This window comes from Saccharothrix carnea (genome assembly GCF_003014735.1).
Classification (GTDB): domain Bacteria; phylum Actinomycetota; class Actinomycetes; order Mycobacteriales; family Pseudonocardiaceae; genus Actinosynnema; species Actinosynnema carneum.
The window spans coordinates 552,540-572,993 of sequence record NZ_PYAX01000001.1; the positions used below are offsets into that span (position 1 = coordinate 552,540).

General features: G+C 71.8%; 21 protein-coding genes. 8 read left to right on the forward strand and 13 right to left on the reverse strand.

Annotated features, from left to right (window positions below):
* Positions 1 to 2 precede the first annotated feature (2 nt).
* Together B0I31_RS02720 and B0I31_RS02725 are read right to left on the reverse strand one after the other, a co-directional pair.
* Positions 3 to 1,190, reverse strand: coding sequence for a cysteine desulfurase family protein (locus B0I31_RS02720; protein ID WP_106613656.1), 1,188 nt, complete (start codon positions 1,188 to 1,190; stop codon positions 3 to 5).
* Entirely contained in the window at positions 1,190 to 2,560 is a 1,371-nt protein-coding gene (locus B0I31_RS02725) for an MFS transporter (protein ID WP_106613657.1), read from the reverse strand. Before B0I31_RS02725 ends, B0I31_RS02720 begins: the two co-directional genes overlap by 1 nt.
* Positions 2,561 to 2,702: 142 nt before the next feature.
* Between B0I31_RS02725 and B0I31_RS02730 the strand changes: the two genes are divergently transcribed.
* Positions 2,703 to 3,035 (forward strand): hypothetical protein, encoded by a 333-nt coding sequence (locus B0I31_RS02730; RefSeq protein WP_146173707.1) that lies wholly within the window; start codon positions 2,703 to 2,705, stop codon positions 3,033 to 3,035.
* 51 nt (positions 3,036 to 3,086) lie between these two features.
* On the opposite strand, the gene B0I31_RS02735 is transcribed toward B0I31_RS02730, so the two are convergent.
* The 4 genes from B0I31_RS02735 to B0I31_RS02750 all read right to left on the reverse strand — a co-directional run bounded on the left by B0I31_RS02735 (position 3,087) and on the right by B0I31_RS02750 (position 6,640).
* Entirely contained in the window at positions 3,087 to 3,953 is an 867-nt protein-coding gene (locus B0I31_RS02735) for a lysophospholipid acyltransferase family protein (RefSeq protein WP_245949611.1), read from the reverse strand.
* Positions 3,950 to 4,735: a GNAT family N-acetyltransferase gene (locus B0I31_RS02740; protein WP_106613659.1), complete on the reverse strand. Its 786-nt coding sequence runs from the start codon at positions 4,733 to 4,735 to the stop codon at positions 3,950 to 3,952. Before B0I31_RS02740 ends, B0I31_RS02735 begins: the two co-directional genes overlap by 4 nt.
* A gap of 148 nt (positions 4,736 to 4,883) precedes the next feature.
* Positions 4,884 to 5,843 (reverse strand): electron transfer flavoprotein subunit alpha/FixB family protein, encoded by a 960-nt coding sequence (locus tag B0I31_RS02745; RefSeq protein WP_106613660.1) that lies wholly within the window; start codon positions 5,841 to 5,843, stop codon positions 4,884 to 4,886.
* A 14-nt stretch (positions 5,844 to 5,857) separates the two neighbouring features.
* Positions 5,858 to 6,640, reverse strand: coding sequence for an electron transfer flavoprotein subunit beta/FixA family protein (locus B0I31_RS02750; protein ID WP_106613661.1), 783 nt, complete (start codon positions 6,638 to 6,640; stop codon positions 5,858 to 5,860).
* A 279-nt stretch (positions 6,641 to 6,919) separates the two neighbouring features.
* Here B0I31_RS02750 and B0I31_RS02755 point away from each other — a divergent pair, with 279 nt between their 5' ends.
* Both B0I31_RS02755 and B0I31_RS40335 read left to right on the forward strand, forming a co-directional pair.
* Complete coding sequence (locus B0I31_RS02755; RefSeq protein WP_106613662.1) at positions 6,920 to 7,762, forward strand: DegV family protein; 843 nt, start codon at positions 6,920 to 6,922, stop codon at positions 7,760 to 7,762.
* A 49-nt stretch (positions 7,763 to 7,811) separates the two neighbouring features.
* The gene (locus B0I31_RS40335) at positions 7,812 to 7,955 is read left to right on the forward strand and encodes a hypothetical protein (RefSeq protein WP_181319953.1); all 144 of its coding nucleotides are present in this window, start codon (positions 7,812 to 7,814) and stop codon (positions 7,953 to 7,955) included.
* Between the two features lie 27 nt (positions 7,956 to 7,982).
* On the opposite strand, the gene B0I31_RS02760 is transcribed toward B0I31_RS40335, so the two are convergent.
* Genes B0I31_RS02760 through B0I31_RS02765 form a run of 3 tightly spaced genes read right to left on the reverse strand, consistent with a single transcriptional unit; the run spans position 7,983 to position 9,852 of the window.
* A complete protein-coding gene (locus tag B0I31_RS02760; protein WP_106613663.1) occupies positions 7,983 to 8,630 on the reverse strand; it encodes a hypothetical protein in 648 nt (215 codons plus the stop codon).
* Positions 8,630 to 8,800, reverse strand: coding sequence for a hypothetical protein (locus B0I31_RS40340; protein ID WP_181319954.1), 171 nt, complete (start codon positions 8,798 to 8,800; stop codon positions 8,630 to 8,632). The genes B0I31_RS02760 and B0I31_RS40340 overlap by 1 nt, the downstream gene beginning before the upstream one ends.
* Entirely contained in the window at positions 8,800 to 9,852 is a 1,053-nt protein-coding gene (locus B0I31_RS02765) for a coiled-coil domain-containing protein (protein ID WP_106613664.1), read from the reverse strand. The genes B0I31_RS40340 and B0I31_RS02765 overlap by 1 nt, the downstream gene beginning before the upstream one ends.
* A 314-nt stretch (positions 9,853 to 10,166) precedes the next feature.
* Here B0I31_RS02765 and B0I31_RS02770 point away from each other — a divergent pair, with 314 nt between their 5' ends.
* From B0I31_RS02770 to B0I31_RS02780, 3 genes are all read left to right on the forward strand, one after another.
* Positions 10,167 to 10,913: a class I SAM-dependent methyltransferase gene (locus B0I31_RS02770; RefSeq protein ID WP_245949613.1), complete on the forward strand. Its 747-nt coding sequence runs from the start codon at positions 10,167 to 10,169 to the stop codon at positions 10,911 to 10,913.
* Complete coding sequence (locus B0I31_RS02775; RefSeq protein WP_106613666.1) at positions 10,910 to 12,382, forward strand: 1,4-alpha-glucan branching protein domain-containing protein; 1,473 nt, start codon at positions 10,910 to 10,912, stop codon at positions 12,380 to 12,382. The genes B0I31_RS02770 and B0I31_RS02775 overlap by 4 nt, the downstream gene beginning before the upstream one ends.
* A 178-nt stretch (positions 12,383 to 12,560) precedes the next feature.
* Positions 12,561 to 13,811 carry a glycosyltransferase family 4 protein gene (locus B0I31_RS02780; RefSeq protein WP_106613667.1) on the forward strand — a complete coding sequence of 417 codons (1,251 nt, stop codon included), beginning with the start codon at positions 12,561 to 12,563 and terminating at the stop codon, positions 13,809 to 13,811.
* On the opposite strand, the gene B0I31_RS02785 is transcribed toward B0I31_RS02780, so the two are convergent.
* Both B0I31_RS02785 and B0I31_RS02790 read right to left on the reverse strand, forming a co-directional pair.
* A complete protein-coding gene (locus B0I31_RS02785) occupies positions 13,808 to 17,281 on the reverse strand; it encodes an NACHT domain-containing protein (protein ID WP_146173708.1) in 3,474 nt (1,157 codons plus the stop codon). The two genes, B0I31_RS02780 and B0I31_RS02785, sit on opposite strands and share 4 nt — an antisense overlap.
* Before the next feature lie 85 nt (positions 17,282 to 17,366).
* Positions 17,367 to 17,774 carry an SDR family oxidoreductase gene (locus B0I31_RS02790; protein WP_181319955.1) on the reverse strand — a complete coding sequence of 136 codons (408 nt, stop codon included), beginning with the start codon at positions 17,772 to 17,774 and terminating at the stop codon, positions 17,367 to 17,369.
* Between the two features lie 3 nt (positions 17,775 to 17,777).
* On the opposite strand from B0I31_RS02790, the gene B0I31_RS02795 reads away from it, so the two are divergent.
* A complete protein-coding gene (locus B0I31_RS02795) occupies positions 17,778 to 18,254 on the forward strand; it encodes a TetR/AcrR family transcriptional regulator (protein ID WP_181319956.1) in 477 nt (158 codons plus the stop codon).
* On the opposite strand, the gene B0I31_RS02800 is transcribed toward B0I31_RS02795, so the two are convergent.
* Complete coding sequence (locus B0I31_RS02800; protein WP_245949615.1) at positions 18,244 to 19,182, reverse strand: NADP-dependent oxidoreductase; 939 nt, start codon at positions 19,180 to 19,182, stop codon at positions 18,244 to 18,246. The two genes, B0I31_RS02795 and B0I31_RS02800, sit on opposite strands and share 11 nt — an antisense overlap.
* Before the next feature lie 67 nt (positions 19,183 to 19,249).
* Here B0I31_RS02800 and B0I31_RS02805 point away from each other — a divergent pair, with 67 nt between their 5' ends.
* A complete protein-coding gene (locus B0I31_RS02805; protein WP_181319957.1) occupies positions 19,250 to 19,657 on the forward strand; it encodes a winged helix-turn-helix transcriptional regulator in 408 nt (135 codons plus the stop codon).
* Here B0I31_RS02805 and B0I31_RS02810 read toward each other — a convergent pair whose 3' ends face one another.
* On the reverse strand, positions 19,658 to 20,404 hold the full coding sequence (locus tag B0I31_RS02810; RefSeq protein ID WP_106614010.1) for an acyltransferase: 747 nt from the start codon (positions 20,402 to 20,404) through the stop codon (positions 19,658 to 19,660).
* Positions 20,405 to 20,454 lie beyond the last annotated feature (50 nt).

A 20,454-nucleotide genomic window follows, 5' to 3' on the forward strand; every position in this document is an offset into this window, starting at 1 on the left:
CGTCACACCTCCGCCGTCGCCTTGCCAGCAAGCCTCTTCAACCCCGCGATGCCCGCCGTGCGGGCCCGCTCCACCACCGGGCCGATCACCTCGGCCAGTTCGCGCACGTCGGCCGCCGTGGACGTGTGGCCGAGCGAGAACCGCAGCGAACCACGCGCCAGCACCGGGTCCACGCCCATGGCCAGCAGCACGTGGCTGGGCTGCGCCACGCCCGCCGTGCAGGCCGAGCCGGTGGAGCACTCGATGCCCTTGGCGTCCAACAGCATCAGCAGGCTGTCGCCCTCGCAGCCGGGGAACGTCAGGTGCGCGTTGCCGGGCAGCCGGTGCACCGGGTCGCCGTTCACCGCCACGTCCGGCACCACCCGCCGCACCGACGCCACCAGTTCGTCGCGCAGCGCGGCGAGTTCCGCCGCCGACTCGGCCTGGTGGTCCACCGCGTGCCGCACCGCCGCGGCCAGCGCCACGATCGACGGCACGTCGAGCGTGCCGGACCGCACTTCCCGCTCCTGCCCGCCGCCGTGCAGCACGGGTGTCGTCGTCACGTCACGTCCCAGCAGCAGCACGCCGACGCCGTACGGCCCGCCGAGCTTGTGGCCGGTGAGCGTGAGCGCCGACGCACGGGAGGCGGCGAAGTCGACCGGCACCGCGCCGACTGCCTGCACCGCGTCGGTGTGCAGCGGGATCGCGCGCTCGGCGGCCAGGCCCGCCAGCTCGGGCACCGGGTTGATCGTGCCGACCTCGTTGTTCGCCCACATCGCGGTGACCAGGGCCACGTCGTCGTCCAGCGCGTCGCGCAGCACCTCGGGCCTGATCCGGCCGAGCCCGTCCGGCTCCAGCCAGGTGATCTCGGCGCCTTCGTGCTCGGCGAGCCACTGCACGGCGTCCAGCACGGCGTGGTGCTCGACCGACGTGGCGACCACGCGACGGCGGCGGGACGTGCGGCGGGACCAGTAGATGCCCTTGACGGCGAGGTTGTCGCTCTCCGTGCCGCCGCTGGTGAAGATCACTTCGGAGGGTCGCGCGCCGAGGGCGTCCGCGATGTCCTCCCGCGCCTCCTCGACCAGCCGCCGCGCCCGCCGTCCCGAGGTGTGCAGCGACGAGGCGTTGCCCGTGGTGGACAACGCCCGTGTCATCGCCTCGATCGCCTCGGGGAGCATGGGGGTCGTGGCGGCGTGGTCGAAGTAGGCCATCAGCTTTCCAGGGTAGCCCGGCCCAGCCGCCCGGCGAGCACCGCACCGAGCACCGCGACGCCCACCATCAGCAGGTCGAACGGCACCACGGCGGCCGTGGGCGCGGCGGCCGAGGCGAACGTGGTGACCAGCACACCGCCGAGGCCGACCAGCAGCGCCGAGCCGAGCATGTCGCTGATCTGCAGGGCCGAGGAGTTGAACCCCCGGTCGACCTCGGACGACGCGCCGAGGGTGAGCACGCTCAGGCTCGACATGGCCATCCCCATTCCCGCTCCGGCGATCGCCCACAGCACCGGGGTCGCCCACGCGGGACCCCACGACGGTGCGATGAGCGTCACTCCGGAAATACCCGCGGCGTTGAGCACGAACCCCCAGCGCACCAGCTTCTCGCGCGGGATGTCCGGCCGGCGCGACTGCCACCAGGCGGCGCTGGACCAGCCGAGCGCGCTCAGCGTGAGCGGGATGCCGGCGGCGATGGCCGAGTAGCCGTGCACGGCGGTCAGCGTCAGCGGGATGAACGCCTCGGCCGCGAAGAACGAGCCCGCGAGCAGCGCGCGGGCCAGGATGGTCACCGGCAGGCCGCGACGCGCGGTGAGGGTGCCCTTGGGCAGCAGCACGCGCAGCGCGGGCGCCAGCACCGCCAGCCCGACCAGGCCGATCACCAGGTTCAGGCCGCGCGGGTGCTGCGCGGCCCAGCTCAGCGCCGCGACACCGAACCCGGCGCCGAGCGCGGCCAGCGGCAACCCGCGCCGGGTGTTCGAGTCGGGGGTGTGCGGCGGCAGGTTGCGCAGCACGGGCACCAGCAGCAGCACGCCCAGCAGCACGAACGGCGCCAGCCCCAGGAACACCCAGCGCCAGCTCAGCGCCTCGGTCAGCCACCCGGAGACCGCCGGTCCGACCAGCGACGGCACCACCCACGCGGACGCGAGCATGCCGAACACCGCGGGCCGGTCCCGTTCCGGGTAGACCAGCCCGATCAGCACGTAGACCGCGACCACCTGCGCGCCGCCGCCGAAGCCCTGCAGCACCCGGCCGAGCAGCAGCAGCGACATGTCCTGGGCGAGTCCGGCGACGAGCAGGCCGACCAGGAACAGCGCGGGTCCGACCAGCAGCGACGGCCGCGGCCCGCGCAGGTCGCTGAGCCGTCCGGACAGCACGGTGGCGACCACGCTGGCGGCGAGGAACGCCAGGAACGGCCACGCGTACAGGTCGTTGCCGTCGAGGTCGGCGACCATGCGCGGCATCGCCGTGCTGACGCCCATGTTCTCGAACGCGAGCAGCGTGACGAGCAGGATGATCCCGAGCGTCGGGCCCCGCCGTTCAGGTGTCCACAGGTTGCTCTTGGCGGGCGCATCGGTCGTCGTCGTCACGGGTCAATGGTTCAACCTCCACCCAGGTCGAGGTCAAGGCCATATGACGCAGACCAGGGATCATGTGGTGTGAACGACCGACGCGCGGAACGGTGGCGCGGTGTTGACTCGCGGCTGATCCCCCGTGCACCGAGGAGAACCCGTGCGTCAGCGCTTGACCGTCCTGCTCGCTTCCCTCGGCCTGGCCCTCGGCGGGCTCGCCGTCACGGCCGGCCCCGCGTCCGCCGAGAGCTACGGCTACATCAACTGGACCAACAACTGCAGCGGTCCCCGGCTGTACTCGATCATCTACGCCAGTGGGTCGAAGTCGGGCACGCTCGTCGTGCAGCAGAGCGACGTCCCCGCCGGCGCGAAGCGCAGCCAGCGGGTGCAGTCGGGCTACACCTACAACGTGACCAAGAGCGGCGGCTGGGGCAAGGTGACGATCTACAACATCTCCGGCCGGGTCCACTCCGTGGCGGTGAAGGCCTGCTGAGGCGGTGACCGCGGGTGGCCCGCCCTGGGGGTGGGGCCACCCGCGGACCCGTCAGGCGGCCTGCGCGGTCTTCGAGGGGGCGTGCACCCGTTGCGCGGGCAGTTCGACCGACCCGTACGCGACCCGTTCGGCTTCCTGCTGCACGAGTGCGGCCAGTTCGCGCCGCGTCGACGCGCGGCCGGGGGCGACCTCGTCCAGCACGTGCACCTCCACCACCAGCCCGCGCGAGCGCAGGACCCGCAGCATCGAGTCGACCAGCGTGTCGGACCCGACGAACGCGGGCCGGGTGGTCGTCGTCGAACCCTGCAGGTACCGCAGCACCACCGGTCGCACCGGCACGCCGGCGTCCAGCGCGGCCTGGAACAGCGCCGGCCGGTAGCGCCCGGACACCACGCCGCACCACGTCGTGCCCTCCGCGTGGATGCCGACCGCCGCGCCGTCCCGCAGTGCCGCCGCCAGCTCCGCCACCGTCCCCGGCAGCAGCGACAGCCGCTCCCGGTCCAGGTAGACCGTGCGGGCGGCGGTGATCAGCCGGCCGAGCACCGGCCAGTCGCGGATGTCGCGCTTGGCCACCATCCGGATCGGCTGCACGGCGTCGATCGCCAGCTCGTCCAACCAGGACACGTGGTTGGACACCACGAGCACGCCACGTCCCGGGTTGTCCTGGAACACCGGCCCGACCACCCGCAGCCGCACGCCGAACGCGCCCAGCAGCGCCCGGAACCAGCGCCGCAGCAGCACCGAACGCGCCTGCCCGCGCACGCACAGGACCGCGAGGACCACGAGCAGCCCGGACAGCATCACGGCCGACGCCGCCACCACCCGCCACACCACCCGCGCCGTGCCGACCGAGGCCGTCGAGTGGTCGACGCACCCGTCGCCGCACGGCGACACGGGCATCCACGCGTGCTTGTTCACGCCGTCTCCCCGAGGAAGAACTTCAGGTACCGCTGGTCCACCCGGTCCATCCCGAGCAGCACGGGCAGGTCGGCCACGCCGAAGTCGGCGTCCAGCGCGGGCCGCCCGCACACCCACGCGCCCAGCCGCAGGTAGCCCTTCAGCAACGGCGGCAGCACGGTCTTGTCCGGCCGCGCCACCGAGTCGACGTCCCACGGCGTCCACGGTGTCACCCGGTACTCCTCGGGCGCGTGGTGCTTGGCCCGCACGACGTCCCAGACGCCCGCCGCGAACGAGCCGCGGTCGTGCAGTGTGCCCGAATTCAGGGGAACGGAGGCGCAGCCGATCAGCCACGAGTGCCCGGACAGCAGCATGTACCGGGCGATCCCGGCCCACACCAACGACACGACGGCGCCGTTGCGGTGGTCGGGGTGCACGCACGACCGGCCGGTCTCCACCAGCGACGGCCGCAGCGCGTCGAGGGCGGACAGGTCGAACTCGCCGTCGGAGTACAGCCGGCCCGCCTCGGCGGCGCGCTCGGGCGGCAGCATCCGGTAGGTGCCGACGATGTCGCCGGTCCGGTCGTCGCGCACCACGAGGTGGTCGCAGTACTGGTCGAAGTAGTCGACGTCGTGCCCCGGCACGGAGCTGTGCAGCACGGCGCCCATCTCGGTGGCGAACACGTCGTGCCGCAGCCGCTGCGCGGCCACGACCTCGTCGCTGTCACGCGCGACCAGCAGGGAGTAGCGCGGCGCGTCGGAAGCGGCGTCACCGGTGCTGACAAGCAGTTGCGGCTGCGTCATGGCTCTGGTCTACCGACCGGTTGGCGACCGGGAGCAGGTCGTTCCGATGACGCCTCAGTGGCAGGTCGGTTAAGCCACGGTGTGGTCGTGCACGGCACGAGGGCCGCCTCGCGTGCGGCGAGACGGCCCTCGTGGACGAACCGGCAGGTCAGCCCTTGCGCTTGCCGACTTCCTCGGTCAGCTGCGGGGCGACCGCGAACAGGTCGCCCACGACGCCGAAGTCGGCGATCTCGAAGATCGGCGCCTCCGGGTCCTTGTTGACCGCGACGATCGTCTTGGACGTCTGCATGCCCGCCCGGTGCTGGATCGCGCCGGAGATGCCCAGCGCGATGTACAGCTGCGGCGAGACCGTCTTGCCGGTCTGGCCGACCTGGAACTGGTGCGGGTAGTAGCCGGAGTCCACCGCGGCACGGGACGCGCCCACCGCCGCGCCGAGGCTGTCGGCCAGCTTCTCCACGACCTCGAAGCTCTCCGCGCTGCCCACGCCACGACCGCCGGACACGACGACCGACGCCTCGGTCAGCTCCGGGCGGTCGCCGCCGACGACCGGCTCGCGGCCGGTGACCCTGGTGACCAGCGCCGGGTTCGCCGCGGGCAGTTCGACGGCCTGCTCGACCGCGTCCGCCGGTGACTCGGAAGCCTCGACGCCACCGGGGCGCACGGCGATGACCGGCACGCCCTTGGTGACCTTGGACTTCACCACGTACGCGCCACCGAAGACGGACTGCGTGGCGACGCCCTCGCCGTCGAGGTCGACGGCGTCGTAGAGCAGGCCGGAGTCCAGCCGCACGGCCAGCCGGCCCGCGACCTCCTTGCCCTCCAGCGTCGCCGACACCAGCACGGCGACGGGCGACGCGGTGCCCGCGATCGCGGCGAGCGCGTCCACCTTCGGCGTGACCAGGTGGTTCACCGCGTCCTCGGACTCCACCGCGTACACCTTCACGGCGCCGTAGCGGCCCAGGGACTCCCTCACCTTGCCCGCGGTCCCGGGCGATCCGACCACCACCGCGGCCGGCTCGCCGAGACGGCGCGCGGCGGATAGAAGCTCATAGGTGACCTTCTTGACCTCGCCGTCGACGTGGTCGACGAGGACGAGTACCTCAGACATTGGATTCCTCGCCTTCAGATGAGCTTCTGGCCGACCAGGTACTCGGCGATCTTCGAACCGCCGTCACCCGAGTCCTCGACACGCTGACCGGCGCCGCGCGGCGGCTTCGGCGCCGACTCCAGCACCTGCGACCAGGCGGCGCCGAGGCCGACCTCGCCCGCGTCCAACCCCAGGTCGGCGACCGTGAGCGTGCTGACCGGCTTCTTCTTCGCCGCCATGATGCCCTTGAACGACGGGTACCGCGGCTCGTTGATCTTCTCGTTCACGCTGACCACGGCGGGCAGGCTCGCCTCCAGGTGCGCGACACCCTCGTCGGTCTCCCGCTCGGCCTTCACCGTGCCGCCCTCGACGGTGAGCTTGCGCACCTGCGTGACCTGCGGCACGCCCAGCAGCTCCGCCAGCATCGCCGGCACCGCGCCCGCGCGGCCGTCGGTGGCCTCGTTGCCCGCGATGACCAGGTCGTAGCCCTCGATCGTGCCGATGGCCTTGGCCAGCACCTTCGCGGTGGTGAGCGCGTCGGAACCGTGCAGGGCCTCGTCGGAGACGTGCACCGCCTTGTCCGCGCCCATGGAGAGGGCCTTGCGGATCGCGTCGGTCGCGCGGTCGGGACCCATCGCGACGACGGTCACCTCGCCGCCGTGCGCCTCCTGGAGCAGCAGCGCCTCTTCCACGGCGCGCTCGTTGATCTCGTCGAGCACGGCGTCCGCGGACTCGCGGTCGAGGGTGTGGTCGGCGTCGGCGAGCTTGCGCTCGGACCAGGTGTCGGGCACCTGCTTGACCAGGACGACAATGTTCATGGGTCCTCTTCGACCTCCTGCGGACGGGCGGCGACGTGGGTGGGCGACGGTAGTTGCCTGCGGTCGCCGGATTGCTCGTGACCCTGCCATGTCATCGCCGCATTGGCATGGTGGTGTCGGCCACCCGAATGTTACCCACCGGTAGCAGAGGTGCAAGCGACAGCAAGCACCCCTGGCGGGTGATGATGCTCACTGGCGCGTTCCAGGCTATTCGGACAATGTCGTCTCTCCGCACGACGGCGTTACAGGCCCTCCCCCTATTGGGCTACGTTCGAGCGCATGCCACGGCGAGTAGCGATTGTCACGGATTCCACCGCCTGCCTGCCGCCGCAGTTGACCGAGAAGCTCGGCGTGACCGTCGCGCAGATCCAGGTGCGCATCGGCGACTGGGTCGAGGACGAGGTCCGCGTGCCCGTGCCGAAGCTGGTCGACGCCCTGCGCGGGCAGCTGGACGTGGCCACCGCGCCACCCGACCCCGGCGCGTTCTTCTGGTCCTACGCCGACGCGGCCGCCTCCGGCGCGGAGGCGATCGTGTCGCTGCACGTGTCGACCGGCCTCTCGCAGACCGTCGAGGCCGCCCGGCAGGCCGCCGCCCAGGTGCAGGTGCCGGTGCACGTGGTGGACACGCAGACGTGCGGCATGAGCCTCGGCTACGCGGTCGTGGCCGCCGCCACCGTGGCCGCCGCGGGCGGTGACGCGAACCGCGTCGTGTCGGCCGCGCAGCACAGCGTCCGGCGCAGCAGCGAACTGCTGTACGTGGACACGTTGGAGTACCTGCGGCGCGGTGGTCGGATCGGCAAGGCCGCCGCCCTGGTCGGCTCGGCGCTGTCGATGAAGCCGCTGCTGACCGTCACGGACGGGCGGATCGCGCCGCTGGACAAGGTGCTCGGCGCCGAACGGGCGGTGCGCAAGCTGGTCGAGATCGCGGTCAAGCGGGCGGGCCAGGAGGCCGTGGACATCGCGGTCGAGCACTTCGACGCCGCCGATCGCGCGGGCAGCGTGCTGGAGCAGTTGCGCGCGAAGCTGCCCAACGTGCGGCGGTTCCTGGTGACGCAGGTGAGCTCGGCGATCGGCGCGCACGTCGGGCCCGGGGCGGTCGGCGTGACCGTTTCGCCGGTTTAGGAACTCCGTGCGGGGTTTGAGCGTTGAGCGTGCGGGGAAGGAGGTGGACATGGCATCTCTGTTCAGCAAGCTCGCCGCGTTCGCCCGCAGTCCGCAGGGCCGTCGGGTCACCGAACAGGTCAAGCAAGCGGCACGCGACCCCCGCAACAAGGCCAAGGCCCAGCAACTGCTGCGCAAGTTCCGCAAGCGCTGACAGCGACCAAGGCGGTTCGGCGGCCCGCTACCGGTTGGATTCCCGGCGGGCCGCTTCCACCGTGCGCCGGACCGGCTCCGACCGCACCGGTACCTGGATGACCATCGGCTCACCAGGTTCGTCGGCGGGCTCGGCCGGCCCGGCTGATTCCGCGGGCGCGACCGGCTCGACACCCCCTGCCGCCTCCGCAACGGCTTCGGCAGGTCCGACAGGTTCAGCGGGCTCGGTGACCACGGCGGGCTCGGCCGGTTCGACGACCGCGCCGGCCGGTTCCGCGTCCTCGGTGGCCGGCTCGGCCGTTTCCGCGCCCTCCGCGGGTGATCCCAGCGGTTCGGGCGTCGGACCGGTGCGCACCACGTGCATCCGGCGCACGGCGTCCTGCCGCACCGGCAGCTCGGTCCCCGGCTGGGGATCCGGCACCAGGGCCAGGTTCGGGCGGGCGGATCGCGGTGCCGGCAGCGAGGTCGGGATGCCCATCACCGGGTTGCGGTGGATCGGCTTGGTCGCGTAGTCCTGCGGCGGGAACAGGGGTTCCGGCCGGGGCGCCGGCGGGGCGGGTGCCGGTTCGGCGGCGGGTTCGGGCGGTTGCTCGCGCCGGAGCATGATCGCCGTCAGCACGCAGCCCGCCGCGAACGACAGGGCGCACAGCCCGAACACCGCCGCCACCCCGGACATCACCCGTCCTCACTCGACCGGACGGACGGCCCGATCGGGATCTCCCGCGCCGGTTCGACCGTCGGCCGCACCGGCGCCTTCGTCGGTCGCGCGCCCGCGGCCTCGCCGCCGTGGACGGCGAAGACCGGCACCAAGCCCACCACCGACAGCAGGACGAGCCGCGAGACCATCAAGCACCGACCCGTTCGTCGTCAGTCGCCCGCCCGACCTCAGGCGGCACGACGTCCACCGCTTCCACGGCCACCTGCTCGGCGTTCACCTGTTCCGCGTTCACCTGCTCGGCGGTCGTCTGCTCCGGGATCAGGTTGGGCACGCGGTCGGCCGCCGAGTCCAGCGCGACGCGGGCCGAGGCGAGCTGGGCGGCCACCGTCTGGCGCAACTCGCGCAGTTCCTCGGCCTGCCGCTGGATCTCGTCGATGCGCCTGCTCGCCTCACGCGCGGCGAGCTTGATCAGGAACGCGGCCCGTGTCTTCGCCAGCTCCTCCTGCTCCGCGAAGTGCTGCTCGGCCTCGTGGCGGCGCCGGTTCATGGTCAGCTCGAAGAAGTTCTGCGCCTTGGTGCGCCTGGTGTCGGAGTCGGCCTCCAACTGCGTGCACCGCTCGGCCGCCTCCCGCAGCACGCGGTCCGCCTCCTGCTCCGCGTTCGCCACGGCGGCGGCGCACTCGGCCTCGACCTCCTCGGCCCGGGCCCTGAGGTGCGCCTCGACCTCGGCCTGACGGCGTTCCAGGTCGACCTCGCGCTGGTCCAGCTCGGCGGCACGCTGGTTCGCCGCGTCACGCTGCTCCCGCGCGTGCGCGTCGGCCTCGGCCCGCTGCGCGGCCAACTCCTCCTCGACCTGGCGCCGCAGGTCGGCCAGCTCCGCCTCGGTGCGCTCGCGCAACGTCGCGACGTCCTGCTCGGCGCGCAGCCGCAGGTCGTTCGCCTCGTCCTCGGCGAGCGTGAGCATCCGGTGCAGCCGCTCGGACGCGCCGGTGGTCGTGTTGGGCGACTTCTCCAACCGCTCGATGCGGGCCCGCGCCGCGTCCAGGTCGCCGCGGGTCATCTCCAGCAGCTTGCGGAGGTCGGCCGCCTGGGCCAGCGCCTCGGCGCGGTCGAGGGCGTTGTACTTGAGCTGCTCGTCCAGGTTCTCCAGGTGCTCGATCACCTGACGGCGGTGGAAACCTCGGTAGACGATGTCGAAACCCGCGTGCAGCGGAACAATCTCCGGCTCTTTCGCACCCATGGCGGCCCCGCTCGTTCGAAGATTGGCCGAGGGTACCGAGCGTAAGGCACCCAACCGGCACATGACCACCCACGACTACCCTGGTGCGACACCGCCGATGCATACCACTGGCTGCGGAAACACCATCAGGGAAGATCAGCGCAGGCCTGGCTCAGGTCACCCGATAGTGTTATTTTCTCGAATCAGCCGATCCATTGTTAATGCACACAGCAACAATTACCCGCCGTCGCGAGTCGGCAAGTTCACACGAAACAGTGACAGTCCAACGAACGGGCGACGCCTACCAACGAGTAACGAGCAACTACGCTGGTCGGGTGACCGTCGAGCCGCTGCCCCTCACCGGTGAGCGCACCGTGCCCGGGATCGCCGAGGAGAACTACTGGTTCCGGCGCCACGAGGCGGCGTACCTGGACCTGGTCCGGCACTGCGGCGGCGCGGTGGTGCTCGAAGCGGGCTGCGGCGAGGGCTACGGTGCCGCGCTGATCGCCCGGCACGCCGAACGGGTCGTCGCGCTCGACTACGACGAGCTGACGGCGGCGCACGCGAGCCGCGCGTACCCGGAACTGGCGGTGCTGCGCGGCAACCTGGCGTCGTTGCCGCTGCGCGACGCGAGCGTGGACGTGGTGGCGAACCTCCAGGTCATCGAGCACCTGTGGGACCAGGAGGGCTTCCTGGTCGAGTGCGCGCGGGTACTGCGGCCCGGCGGGCGGCTGCTGGTCACCACGCCGAACCGGATCACGTTCTCCCCCGGCCGCGACACGCCGCTCAACCCGTTCCACACCCGCGAGCTGGCGCCCGCCGAGCTGCACGGTCTGCTGGTCGACGCCGGTCTGCGGGTCGAGCTGCTGGCCGGTCTGCGGCACGGCCCGGCGTTGCGCGCGCTCGACGAGCGGTTCGGCGGGTCGGTCATCGACGCGCAGGTGGCCGTGGTGGTGGACGGCGGCGAGTGGCCCGACGACCTGCTGGCCGCCGTGGCGTCGGTGCGCGCGGAGGACTTCGAGATCACCACCGACGACCTGGACGCGAGCCTGGACCTGGTGGCCGTGGCGGTGCGCCCGTGACGCACGAGGGGACGTTCTGCCTGGTCCTGCACAGCCACCTGCCGTGGCTGGCGCACCACGGCGCCTGGCCGGTCGGCGAGGAGTGGCTGTACCAGGCGTGGGCGCACTCGTACCTGCCGGTGGTGGACCTGCTGGAGCGGTTCGCCGCCGAGGGCCGCGAGGACGTGCTGACGCTGGGCGTCACGCCGATCCTGGCGGCGCAGCTGGACGACCCGTACAGCCTGCGCGGCCTGCACGACTGGCTGGGCAACTGGCAGCTGCGGGCGCACAGCGCGTCGTCCCGGCTGCCCGACCTGGCGGCACGCGAGCACCGTGCGTCGGCCTGGGCTTTGGACCGCTTCGAAACGCGCTGGCGGCACGGTTTCTCGCCGGTGCTGCGGTCCCTTGTGGACTCACGGGCGGTCGAACTGCTGGGCGGACCGGCCGCGCACCCGTTCCAGCCGCTGCTCGACCCGCGGCTGCGGGCGTTCTCGTTGCGCACCGGGCTGGCCGACACCGCGCTGCGGATCGGGTCGACGCCGGAGGGCATCTGGGCGCCGGAATGCGCCTACGCGCCGGGCCTGGAGCACGACTACGCGCGGGCCGGTGTGCGGAGGTTCCTGGTGGACGGGCCGTCGCTGCGCGGGGACACCGCCGCGGGCAGGCCGGTCGGCACCTCGGACGTGGTGGCCTTCGGGCGTGACCTGGAGGTGTCGTACCGGGTGTGGTCGCCCAAGGTCGGCTACCCCGGCGACCCGGCCTACCGGGACTTCCACACCTACGACCACCCGAGCGGGCTCAAGCCGTCGCGGGTGACGGGCAAGCACGTCGAGCCGTCCGACAAGCGGCCGTACGACCCGGACTCGGCGGCACAGGCCGTCCAGCGGCACGCGGCGGACTTCGTGGACACGGTGGTGCGGCGGCTGCGGGCGTTGAAGGAGCAGCACGGCAAGCCGTCCCTGGTGGTCGCCGCGTACGACACCGAGCTGTACGGGCACTGGTGGCACGAGGGTCCGGCGTGGCTGGAAGCGGTGCTGCGGCTGCTGCCCTCGGCGGGGGTGCGGGTGACGACGTTGCGCGGCGCGGTCGAGGCCGGGCACGTGGGCACGCCGGTCGACGTGCCGCCGTCGTCGTGGGGCTCGGGCAAGGACTGGCAGGTGTGGAACGGGCCTCAGGTCGCCGACATCGTGCACGGCAACGCGGAGGTGCAGCGGGAACTGCTCGCGCTGGACCTGTCCGGCGCGGTGCGCGACCCGGTCGCCGACCAGGCCGTGCGGGAGGCGTTGCTGGCGCTGTCCAGCGACTGGGCGTTCATGGTCACCAAGGACTCGGCCGCCGACTACGCCCGCTACCGGGCCAAGGTGCACGCGGACCGGTTCAGCGAGCTGGTCGGGCTCCGGCGGGCCGGGCGCGGACGTGCGCGGGCGGCCGAACTGCGCCTGGTCGACGGTCCGTTCGGCCACCTCGACGCGCGAGGGCTGGCTAGTTGACGCCCCCGCCGCCCGAGACGTCGTTGCCGTGCTCCCGGTACGCGACACCCGCGCGCTGCACGCCCCTAGCCGCCACTGGCCCACTACCCGCAGACTGGACCGCCATGCGAGGTCGCGCCGGTCAGGCGACCGAGCCCGCCGTCTGCGGAGCAGCGGCAATCGAACACAGGGATGGCCCATGCGCGTGCTGATGTTGTCCTGGGAGTACCCGCCGGTCGTCGTCGGCGGATTGGGCCGGCACGTGCACGCGCTGGCCGGGCACCTGGCGGCGCAGGGGCACGAGGTGGTCGTGCTGTGCCGGCAGCCCGCCGGGACGGACGCGGTCACGCACCCCACGACGGATGGCGTGGTCGACGGCGTGCGGCTGATCCGGGTGGCCGAGGACCCGACGCACCTGGTGTTCGAGCGGGACCTGGTGGCGTGGACGCTGGCCATGGGTCACGCGATGACGCGTGCCGGGTTGAGGTTGCTGGCGGACTGGCGGCCGGACGTCGTGCACGCGCACGACTGGCTGGTCACGCACCCCGCGATCGCGCTGGCGGAGGTGTGCGGCGCGCCGTTGGTGGCGACCGTGCACGCGACCGAGGCCGGGCGGCACAGCGGGTGGCTGTCACAGACGTTGAACCAGCAGGTGCACTCCGTCGAGTGGTGGCTGGCGAACCGGGCGGACGCGCTGATCACGTGCTCGTCGGCGATGAGGACCGAGGTGGCGCACCTGTTCGAGGTGGAGCCGTCGTCCGTCACCGTGCTGCACAACGGCATCGAGCCACGACGGTGGCGCGTGCGCTCGTCCGACGTGGCCGCCGCGCGGGCCGCGCACAGCCCGTCCGGTGCGCCGCTGCTGCTGTTCTTCGGTCGGCTGGAGTGGGAGAAGGGCGTGCAGGACCTGATCGCCGCCCTGCCCCGCATCCGCCGCATCCACCCCGGCACGCGGCTGGTCGTGGCCGGCACCGGGACGCACCGGGACTGGCTCGTGGAGCAGGCGCGCAAGCACAAGGTGCGGCGGGCGGTCGACTTCGTCGGCCACCTGCCGGACCGCGCGCTGGCGGCGGCCCTGGCGGCGGCGGACGCGGTCGTGCTGCCGAGCAAGTACGAGCCGTTCGGGATCGTGGCGCTGGAGGCGGCGGCGGCCGGCACTCCACTGGTCGCGTCCACCGCGGGCGGTCTCGGCGAAGTCGTCCTGGACGGCGTCACCGGCCTGTCCTTCGCCCCCGGTGACATCGACGCCCTGGCCGGCGCGGTCCGCTCCGTCCTGGACGACCGCCCCGCCGCCCAACGCCGAGCCCGCGCCGCGAAGTCCCGCCTGGCGACCGACTTCGACTGGTCGAAGATCGCCGAGGAAACCGTCGCGGTCTACCGCTCCGCCACCGTCCACGACCACCCGTCGCTGGGCCGCCCGAAGATCCCGACCGGCAACGTGTTCCTCTAGGACTCCATGCGCCGGAGCGCGTCGAGCGCCGAGGCAAGGTCGGGAAAGGTCCCTTCGACCTCGTGCACGGTGAGGTAACCCCGGACGAAGTCGAGGATGTCCTCCTCTGGGGTAGCACCCTCCACGAACTTCTCGACCACTGCCCGGAAGTGCTGCGGCTCGACTCTGTTCAACGCGAACCGGGAGGCGTCCTTCAACCACTCGAGGAGTGCCCGGTCGAACACCCAGTTCACCGCTTCGGCACTGGTGAGGTACTCGAAGAACTCGACCGGGAAGTAGATCCTGCTCAACAGGCCCCGAGTGGACTCGCGGGCGGTGTGGTCCACGGCTCCCAGCAGCGCGTCCAACATGACCGGGGCGCCTTCGGCGGCGCTCGATCGTGCCCGCCACAGCAGGACCAGGCTCACGTGCACGCTGTCCCGGTCCGCGGCGATCACGGTGATCAGCCGATCCGCCAGGTGTCCGATCTCGTCCAGCACCTGCGGATGCGCACAGATGATGGAACACATCTCGGCTCCCATGGCGAGGGCGCGCGGCTCGGCCGGCAGAAGCCACACGACCGCCCTGCGCACCACGTCCGGAGGAAGTCTCCACGCGTCGCGGGACAAGGCGAAGAGCAGGGCCCGCTCTCCGGCGTCGTTCAGCGCCACCCCGTCCTCGAGCGCGGAGATGATCTCTTCGAACCTGGTGATGTCGTAGGGGAGGGCGCTGCGCAGGTCGGCCATCCCGGTCGTCTGGACGATCCACTGGGAGAACTCCTCCAGCAGCGCTTGTTCGCGTTCGACCGGGGAGATGGGGGCACCGACGAAGTGACGCCCCGCACTGATCGTGCCTTCGAGCACCGGATCGCCCAAGAGCCGAGCTTCGCGCACGTGGTCGCTTCCGGAGGAATCGTCGTTGAAGATGATGCGGGCGGTCTCGCCGTCCCAACCGAGGGTGAGCGTCCGGAGCACGCTCTGCCACCCTTCGGTGTCCAGCCCGGAGTGCCACAGGTGGACCACGGATCGCCAGTCGTCCAGTTCCGGGAACAGGCGGTCCAGCGGCACGGGCGCGTCATCCATGGCGACCCGCAGGCAGATCAGGTTCGCCGAGTAGGCCGCCACCCGTGACACGAGCGTCGCCCCGGACGGGTCGTAGGCCGGGTGCTGGTCGTGCTTCACCCGCTCGTGGACCGATCGGATCAGCTGGTCCAGCACGTCGAGGATGCCCGTGCGGTCGTCTTGGTCGAGGGCGCTGAACAAGCCCTTGGCGAAGTTGAGGACCGGCAGCCGCTTGGTGAACGCCTGGTGGGAGATGAGCGCGTACAGCAGGGCGTCGTCCAGCAGGCCGAAGTCCTCGAAGGGACTCGACTCGCGCCGTTGCTTGTCCGCGAGGATCGTGCGGAGCAGGTTCAGGGTCACCTCGGCGATCAGGTACTCGCCGAACGTGGCGTGCAGGAACTCGTAGGTCCGGCGGCTCGGCTTGCCGTCACGCTCGTTCAGCTGCGCCGAGTGGATGAAGAAGAAGTCGCCCACGGTCCGGTCGGCGAGGGTGAGCGGGTCGTCGAACGTGCTGCGCTGCACGGCCTCCGGCGACGCGGTGAACGGCTTGAGGTCGCGTTCCAGTTCCGCGTCCTCCACGTACTGGCGTCCCCGGTTGAACATGGCCAGCGCGGCGATGCCCAGCTGCCACCTGCCCTGCTTGACCCGCTTGGCGATCTGAGCCTCGGACGGCTGCACGCGGCTCTTGTCCCGGGCCTGCCGCACCACGAACGAGTCGATCAGCCGCTCGTACAGCTCGGCCTGGGACAGGTTCTCGTCGTCCAGCCGACCGCTCTCCGCGTCGGCCGCGTAGATGGCCAGCATCAACAGGATCAGCGGCTGCCTGGCCAGGTCGCCGTGGCGGAGCAGGTCGTCCGGGGCGAGCGGCCGGAAGTCCGGGGTGGCGGTGTTCGCGGTGTTCCACGCGTCGAGCCACTTGCCGATGCGGGGGTTGTCGAACTCCTCCAGCTTCACGATCGGCACACCGTGCGGGATGCGCGCCCGGTCCACGACGAGCGTCCTCGACGTGATGACGACCGCCACCGGCCGACCCAGGGCGGCTTCGCCCTCCTGGAAGTCGCGCACCTGCTTGATGTAGTTGGACTGCGTCACGCCGCTCGCCTGGACGAGTTCGTCGAACCCGTCCAGCAGCACGACGCGGATGCTGTCGTCGCACTCGTCGGCGAGCCTGCCCCAGTCGACCTTCTCCGCCAGCACGTCCGTCAACGCCGTCTCGATCTGCGCCCGGACCGGGTCATCGGCGTTGACCTTGCGCAGCTGGACGTTGACCACTGTGTACCCGGACGCGGGCAGTCGGGCCGCGAGCACCTCCATCAGCAGCGACTTGCCCGCGCCTGGGTGCCCCAGCACCAGCAGCGGCCGATCGGTGCTGGTCGGGCTCGACAGGTGCGCCGCCAGGAACGCGTCGATGTCCTCCTCGATCGCGGTGTGCGACGACCACCACTCCTCGGACGACGGCACGGCTTCCTCGTCGTGCACGGCGACGCGATACCTGGGCGCGACGAAACCGCGTTCCACGGACGGGAAGCGGGCGTTGACGGGGTGCGTGTCCGGGTCGGTCCGCAGCAAGGGCTTGGCGAGCGTGGCCGACGCCGCCCTCTCCAGCTTCGCCCGGTACGAACGGTCCGGCTGGGGCCTCGCGGGCGTGGCCAGCGACAGCAGCCGGGCGAAGCGCTCCAGCGATTCGGTCTGGGCGGCCAAGGCTTCCGCCAGCCGCGCGTTGCCCGCCTCGACGGCGGCGCGAGTGGCCGAGTGCTCACCGATGAACGTCCACACCTCGAACTCCGGGATCGCCGACGCGAGCCCCAGGTAGTGGTGCTGGTACTGCTCGCGGCTCCCCTCGGCGACCGTCGACAGCCAGCGGTGGTCCAACCCGGCCGACAGGGCGGGCCACGCCGCCAGTCCCGCGAGGAAGTTCGCCACCGCCGTCGCGGTCGCCGAGAAGAAGTGCGTGAGCGGGCCGTCGAGGTTCTGCTGGAAACCGCGCGTGGCGCCGGGAGCCGGGACGTCCAGTTCGGCCAACGCGGGTAAGGCGGATGCCTCGTTCTTCCCGGCCGGCTCGACGCCGAGCATCCTGAACTTCTCGCGATCGGTGATGTCGAGCCGGTCGAACGCGGGACCGAGCAGGTCGCGGAAGGCGTCGAACACCGAGTTCACCGCGATCACGGTGTGCGCGGCGGACACCAGTTCCTGGCGGTGCACACCGGACAGGCCGGTCAGCTTCGCCGACAGCCCGTCGAGCACCTTCCGCAACGACGACATGGCCTCGTTCTTGGGGTCGATCAGCCCGAGGACGTCCCCGCCGCCGAGCGCGCCACCGGCCAGGATCGCGCCGCCCAAGGCCATGTCGAACTTCTCGAACCACGGCCGTTCGTACTTCCCCAGCACGCGAAGAGCGCCCGTGTACGTGAACAAGTCGGGTCGTGACACGGGCACTCCACGAGGCGGGACGGCGGGGTTCGGCCGATCCTCGCAGGAGATCGACTCCGATGAGCCGCACTTCTGCGGATCGAGGTCAGGCGGGCAGTTGCGGCAGGAGCATCCGGCGGCCCGCGACGATGCCGCCGTCCACCGGGATGGCGGCGCCGGTCAGGTAGGCCAGGTCGTCGGACGCCAGCGCGAGCACGGCGCGGGCGATGTCGTCCGGTGACGCGATCCGCTTCAGGCCGTCCACGTTGAGCTGACCCAACGCGACCTTGGCCTGGTTCCAGGTGGCGTCGTCCAACTCGGCCGGGCGGATCATCGGGGTGTCGGTGATGCCGGGCATGATCGCGTTCACGCGGATGCCGTCCACGCCGTACTCCAGGGCCGCCGACTGCACCACGTGCCCGAGCCACGCCGTCGTCCAGGTGGTCGCAGCGCGCAGGTCCGCGCCGCCGTGCTGGAAGCCGGCCTCGCCGAGCTGGCCGCGGCCGGCTACCACAATGTGAGCCTGGAAGGTGTCGCCCGGCGCGCGGGCGTCAACAAGACGACCGTCTACCGGCGCTGGGGCACGCGGGAGGCGTTGCTGCTCGACGCGATCCGCGCCCGCGCGACCGCCGAGGTGCCCATCCCGGACACCGGTGACCTGCGCGAAGACCTGCTCGCCCTGGTCCGGACCGCGATCGCGAACCTGGCGACGGTCGAGGTGCAGGCGATGGTCCGGGTCGCCGTCGCACTCTCGCCGCACGACGACGCGGTGGCCGCGACCAGCCGCGCGTTCTGGACCGAACGCCTCGCGGTGGACGGCGAGGTGGTCCGCCGTGCCGTCGAACGCGGCGAGATCGCGCCCGTCGACCCCGAGCGGGTGATCGAGGCGGTGCTCGGGCCGCCCTACTTCCGCCTGCTGGTGACCGGTCGGCCGGTCACCGACGAGTTCCTGGTCGCCACCGTCGACCTGGTGGTGGACGGCCTCAGACGGTGAGCACCAGCTTGCCCGTGGTCCGGTTGGCCTCGCCGACCTCGTGCGCCTTGACGACGTCCTCCAGCGGGAACGTCTCGGCGACGACCGCCCTCAGCTCGCCGCGCTCCACCAACCCGGCCAGGTGCTCCAGCGCGGCGTGGTCCGGCGCCACGGACACGGTCTTGGCACGCACACCCAGCGCCTCGGCCATCACGAGCAGCTCGGGCAGCCGGCTGGGGTCGGTCAGGCCCACGTACACCCCACCCGGCTTGAGCACCCGCATCGACCGCTCTTCGTAGTCGCCGCCGACCAGGTCGACCACCACGTCGACGTCGTCCAGCTCGCCGAAGTCCCGCGTCCGGTAGTCCACCAGCTCGTCGGCGCCCAGCTCGCGCAGCAGGTCGTGCTTGCCCGCGCTCGCGGTGCCGATCACCCACGCGCCGAGCGCCTTCGCCAGCTGCACGGCGACGTGCCCGACACCGCCCGCGGCGGCGTGGACCAGCACCCGGTCACCGGGCTTGACCCCGGCGGCCTCGGTCAGGACCTGCCACGCGGTGAGCGCGGCCAGCGGCAGCGCCGCCGCCTGTGCGTGGTCGACGTTGGCGGGCTTGCGGGCGAAGTGGCGCGCGGGCGCGGCGACGTACTCGGCGTACGCACCGGCCGGGCGCGGCAGGTGGGGCATCCCGAACACCTCGTCGCCCACCCGGAACCGGTTCTCCCCCGCCGGCACGGCCGCAACGACGCCGGACACGTCCCAACCCGGCACCCACGGCGTGCTGAACCAGTAGCCGTGGCGGCGCACCAGCCAGTCGAACGCGTTCACGCCCGCCGCGCGCACCTCGACCAGGATCTCGCCCATCGCCGGCTCCGGCTTCGCGACCGCCCGCACCTTCAGGGCCTCGGGCTCGCCGAAGGCCTCGACCACAACCGCACGCATCTCGTTCGTCATGGTCGAAAGGATCATCCATGGTGGTATCTCTTGTGAAGAAGGCACCTGAATGGTATCTAGGTACCTTGTGTATACCGTCTCTGACCTGCGCGCCCACGGCGGCGCGGATGCCTACCTCCGCACCTGCGCCTCCCGGGCCGTGCTCGACCTGCTGGCCAACAAGTGGGTGTGCCTGGTGGTGGCCGCCCTGCGGCCAGGCACCATGCGCTTCGGCGAACTGCGCCGCCGCCTCGACGGCATCACCCAGAAGATGCTCACCCAGACGCTCCGCGACCTGGAACGGGCCGGTCTCGTGCACCGCGCCGTCTACCCCAGCGTGCCGCCGCGCGTCGAGTACAGCCTCACGCCGCTGGGTGACGACGTGGGCGGGCTGATGGACGCGATCAGGGCGTGGTCGGAGAACCACATCGAGGACATCCGCGCCGCGCAGGAGGCGTACGACCGCAAGGCGGGCGAGGAACTCCAGCCCGTGTAGCTAGGAACCGTTGCGGGACTGTTCCAGGGCTTCCCGCGCCTTGCGGGCCATGTCGGCGACGGCGGCCCGGCGCACCGCGTCGGCCTCGTAGTCCTCACGGCGGTCCTTGACGACCCGCGCCGGCAGGCCGACGGCGATCTTGAAGTCCGGCACCTCGCCGCGCACCACCGCGTGCGCGCCGATCACGCACCCGCGCCCGATCCGCGTGCCGCGGGTCACGGTGACCTTCGTGCCGAGCCAGCAGTCCGGCCCGATGCGCACCGGCGACTTCACGATGCCCTGGTCCTTGATCGGCAGCGTGATGTCCGCCGTCACGTGGTCGAAGTCGCAGATGTAGACCCAGTCGGCGATCAGCGTGGCGGCGCCGATCTCCACGTCCAGGTAGCAGTTGACCGTGTTGTCCTTGCCGAACACGGCCTTGTCGCCGATCCGCAGGGAACCCTCGTGGCAGCGGATGGCGTTGCCGTCGCCGATGTGGACCCAGCGGCCGATCTCCAGCCGGCCGTAGCCGGGGCGGCAGTGCAGCTCGACCTTCTTGCCCAGGAACACCATGCCGCGCAGCACCACGTGCGGGTTCGCGACCCGGAACTTCAGCAGCCGCCAGTACCGCACCAGGTACCAGGGCGTGTACGCGCGGTGCCGCAGCACCCAGCGCAGCGAGGCCAGGGTGAGGAACCTGGCCTGCGCCGGGTCGCGGCGCGACCGACGCCACCTCGTCCACACCGGTGCGCCCCACATGCTCGTCACGCAGGCAGGGTAGCCGGCGCTCCCGGTCACCGACGAACCGTGTCACAGTG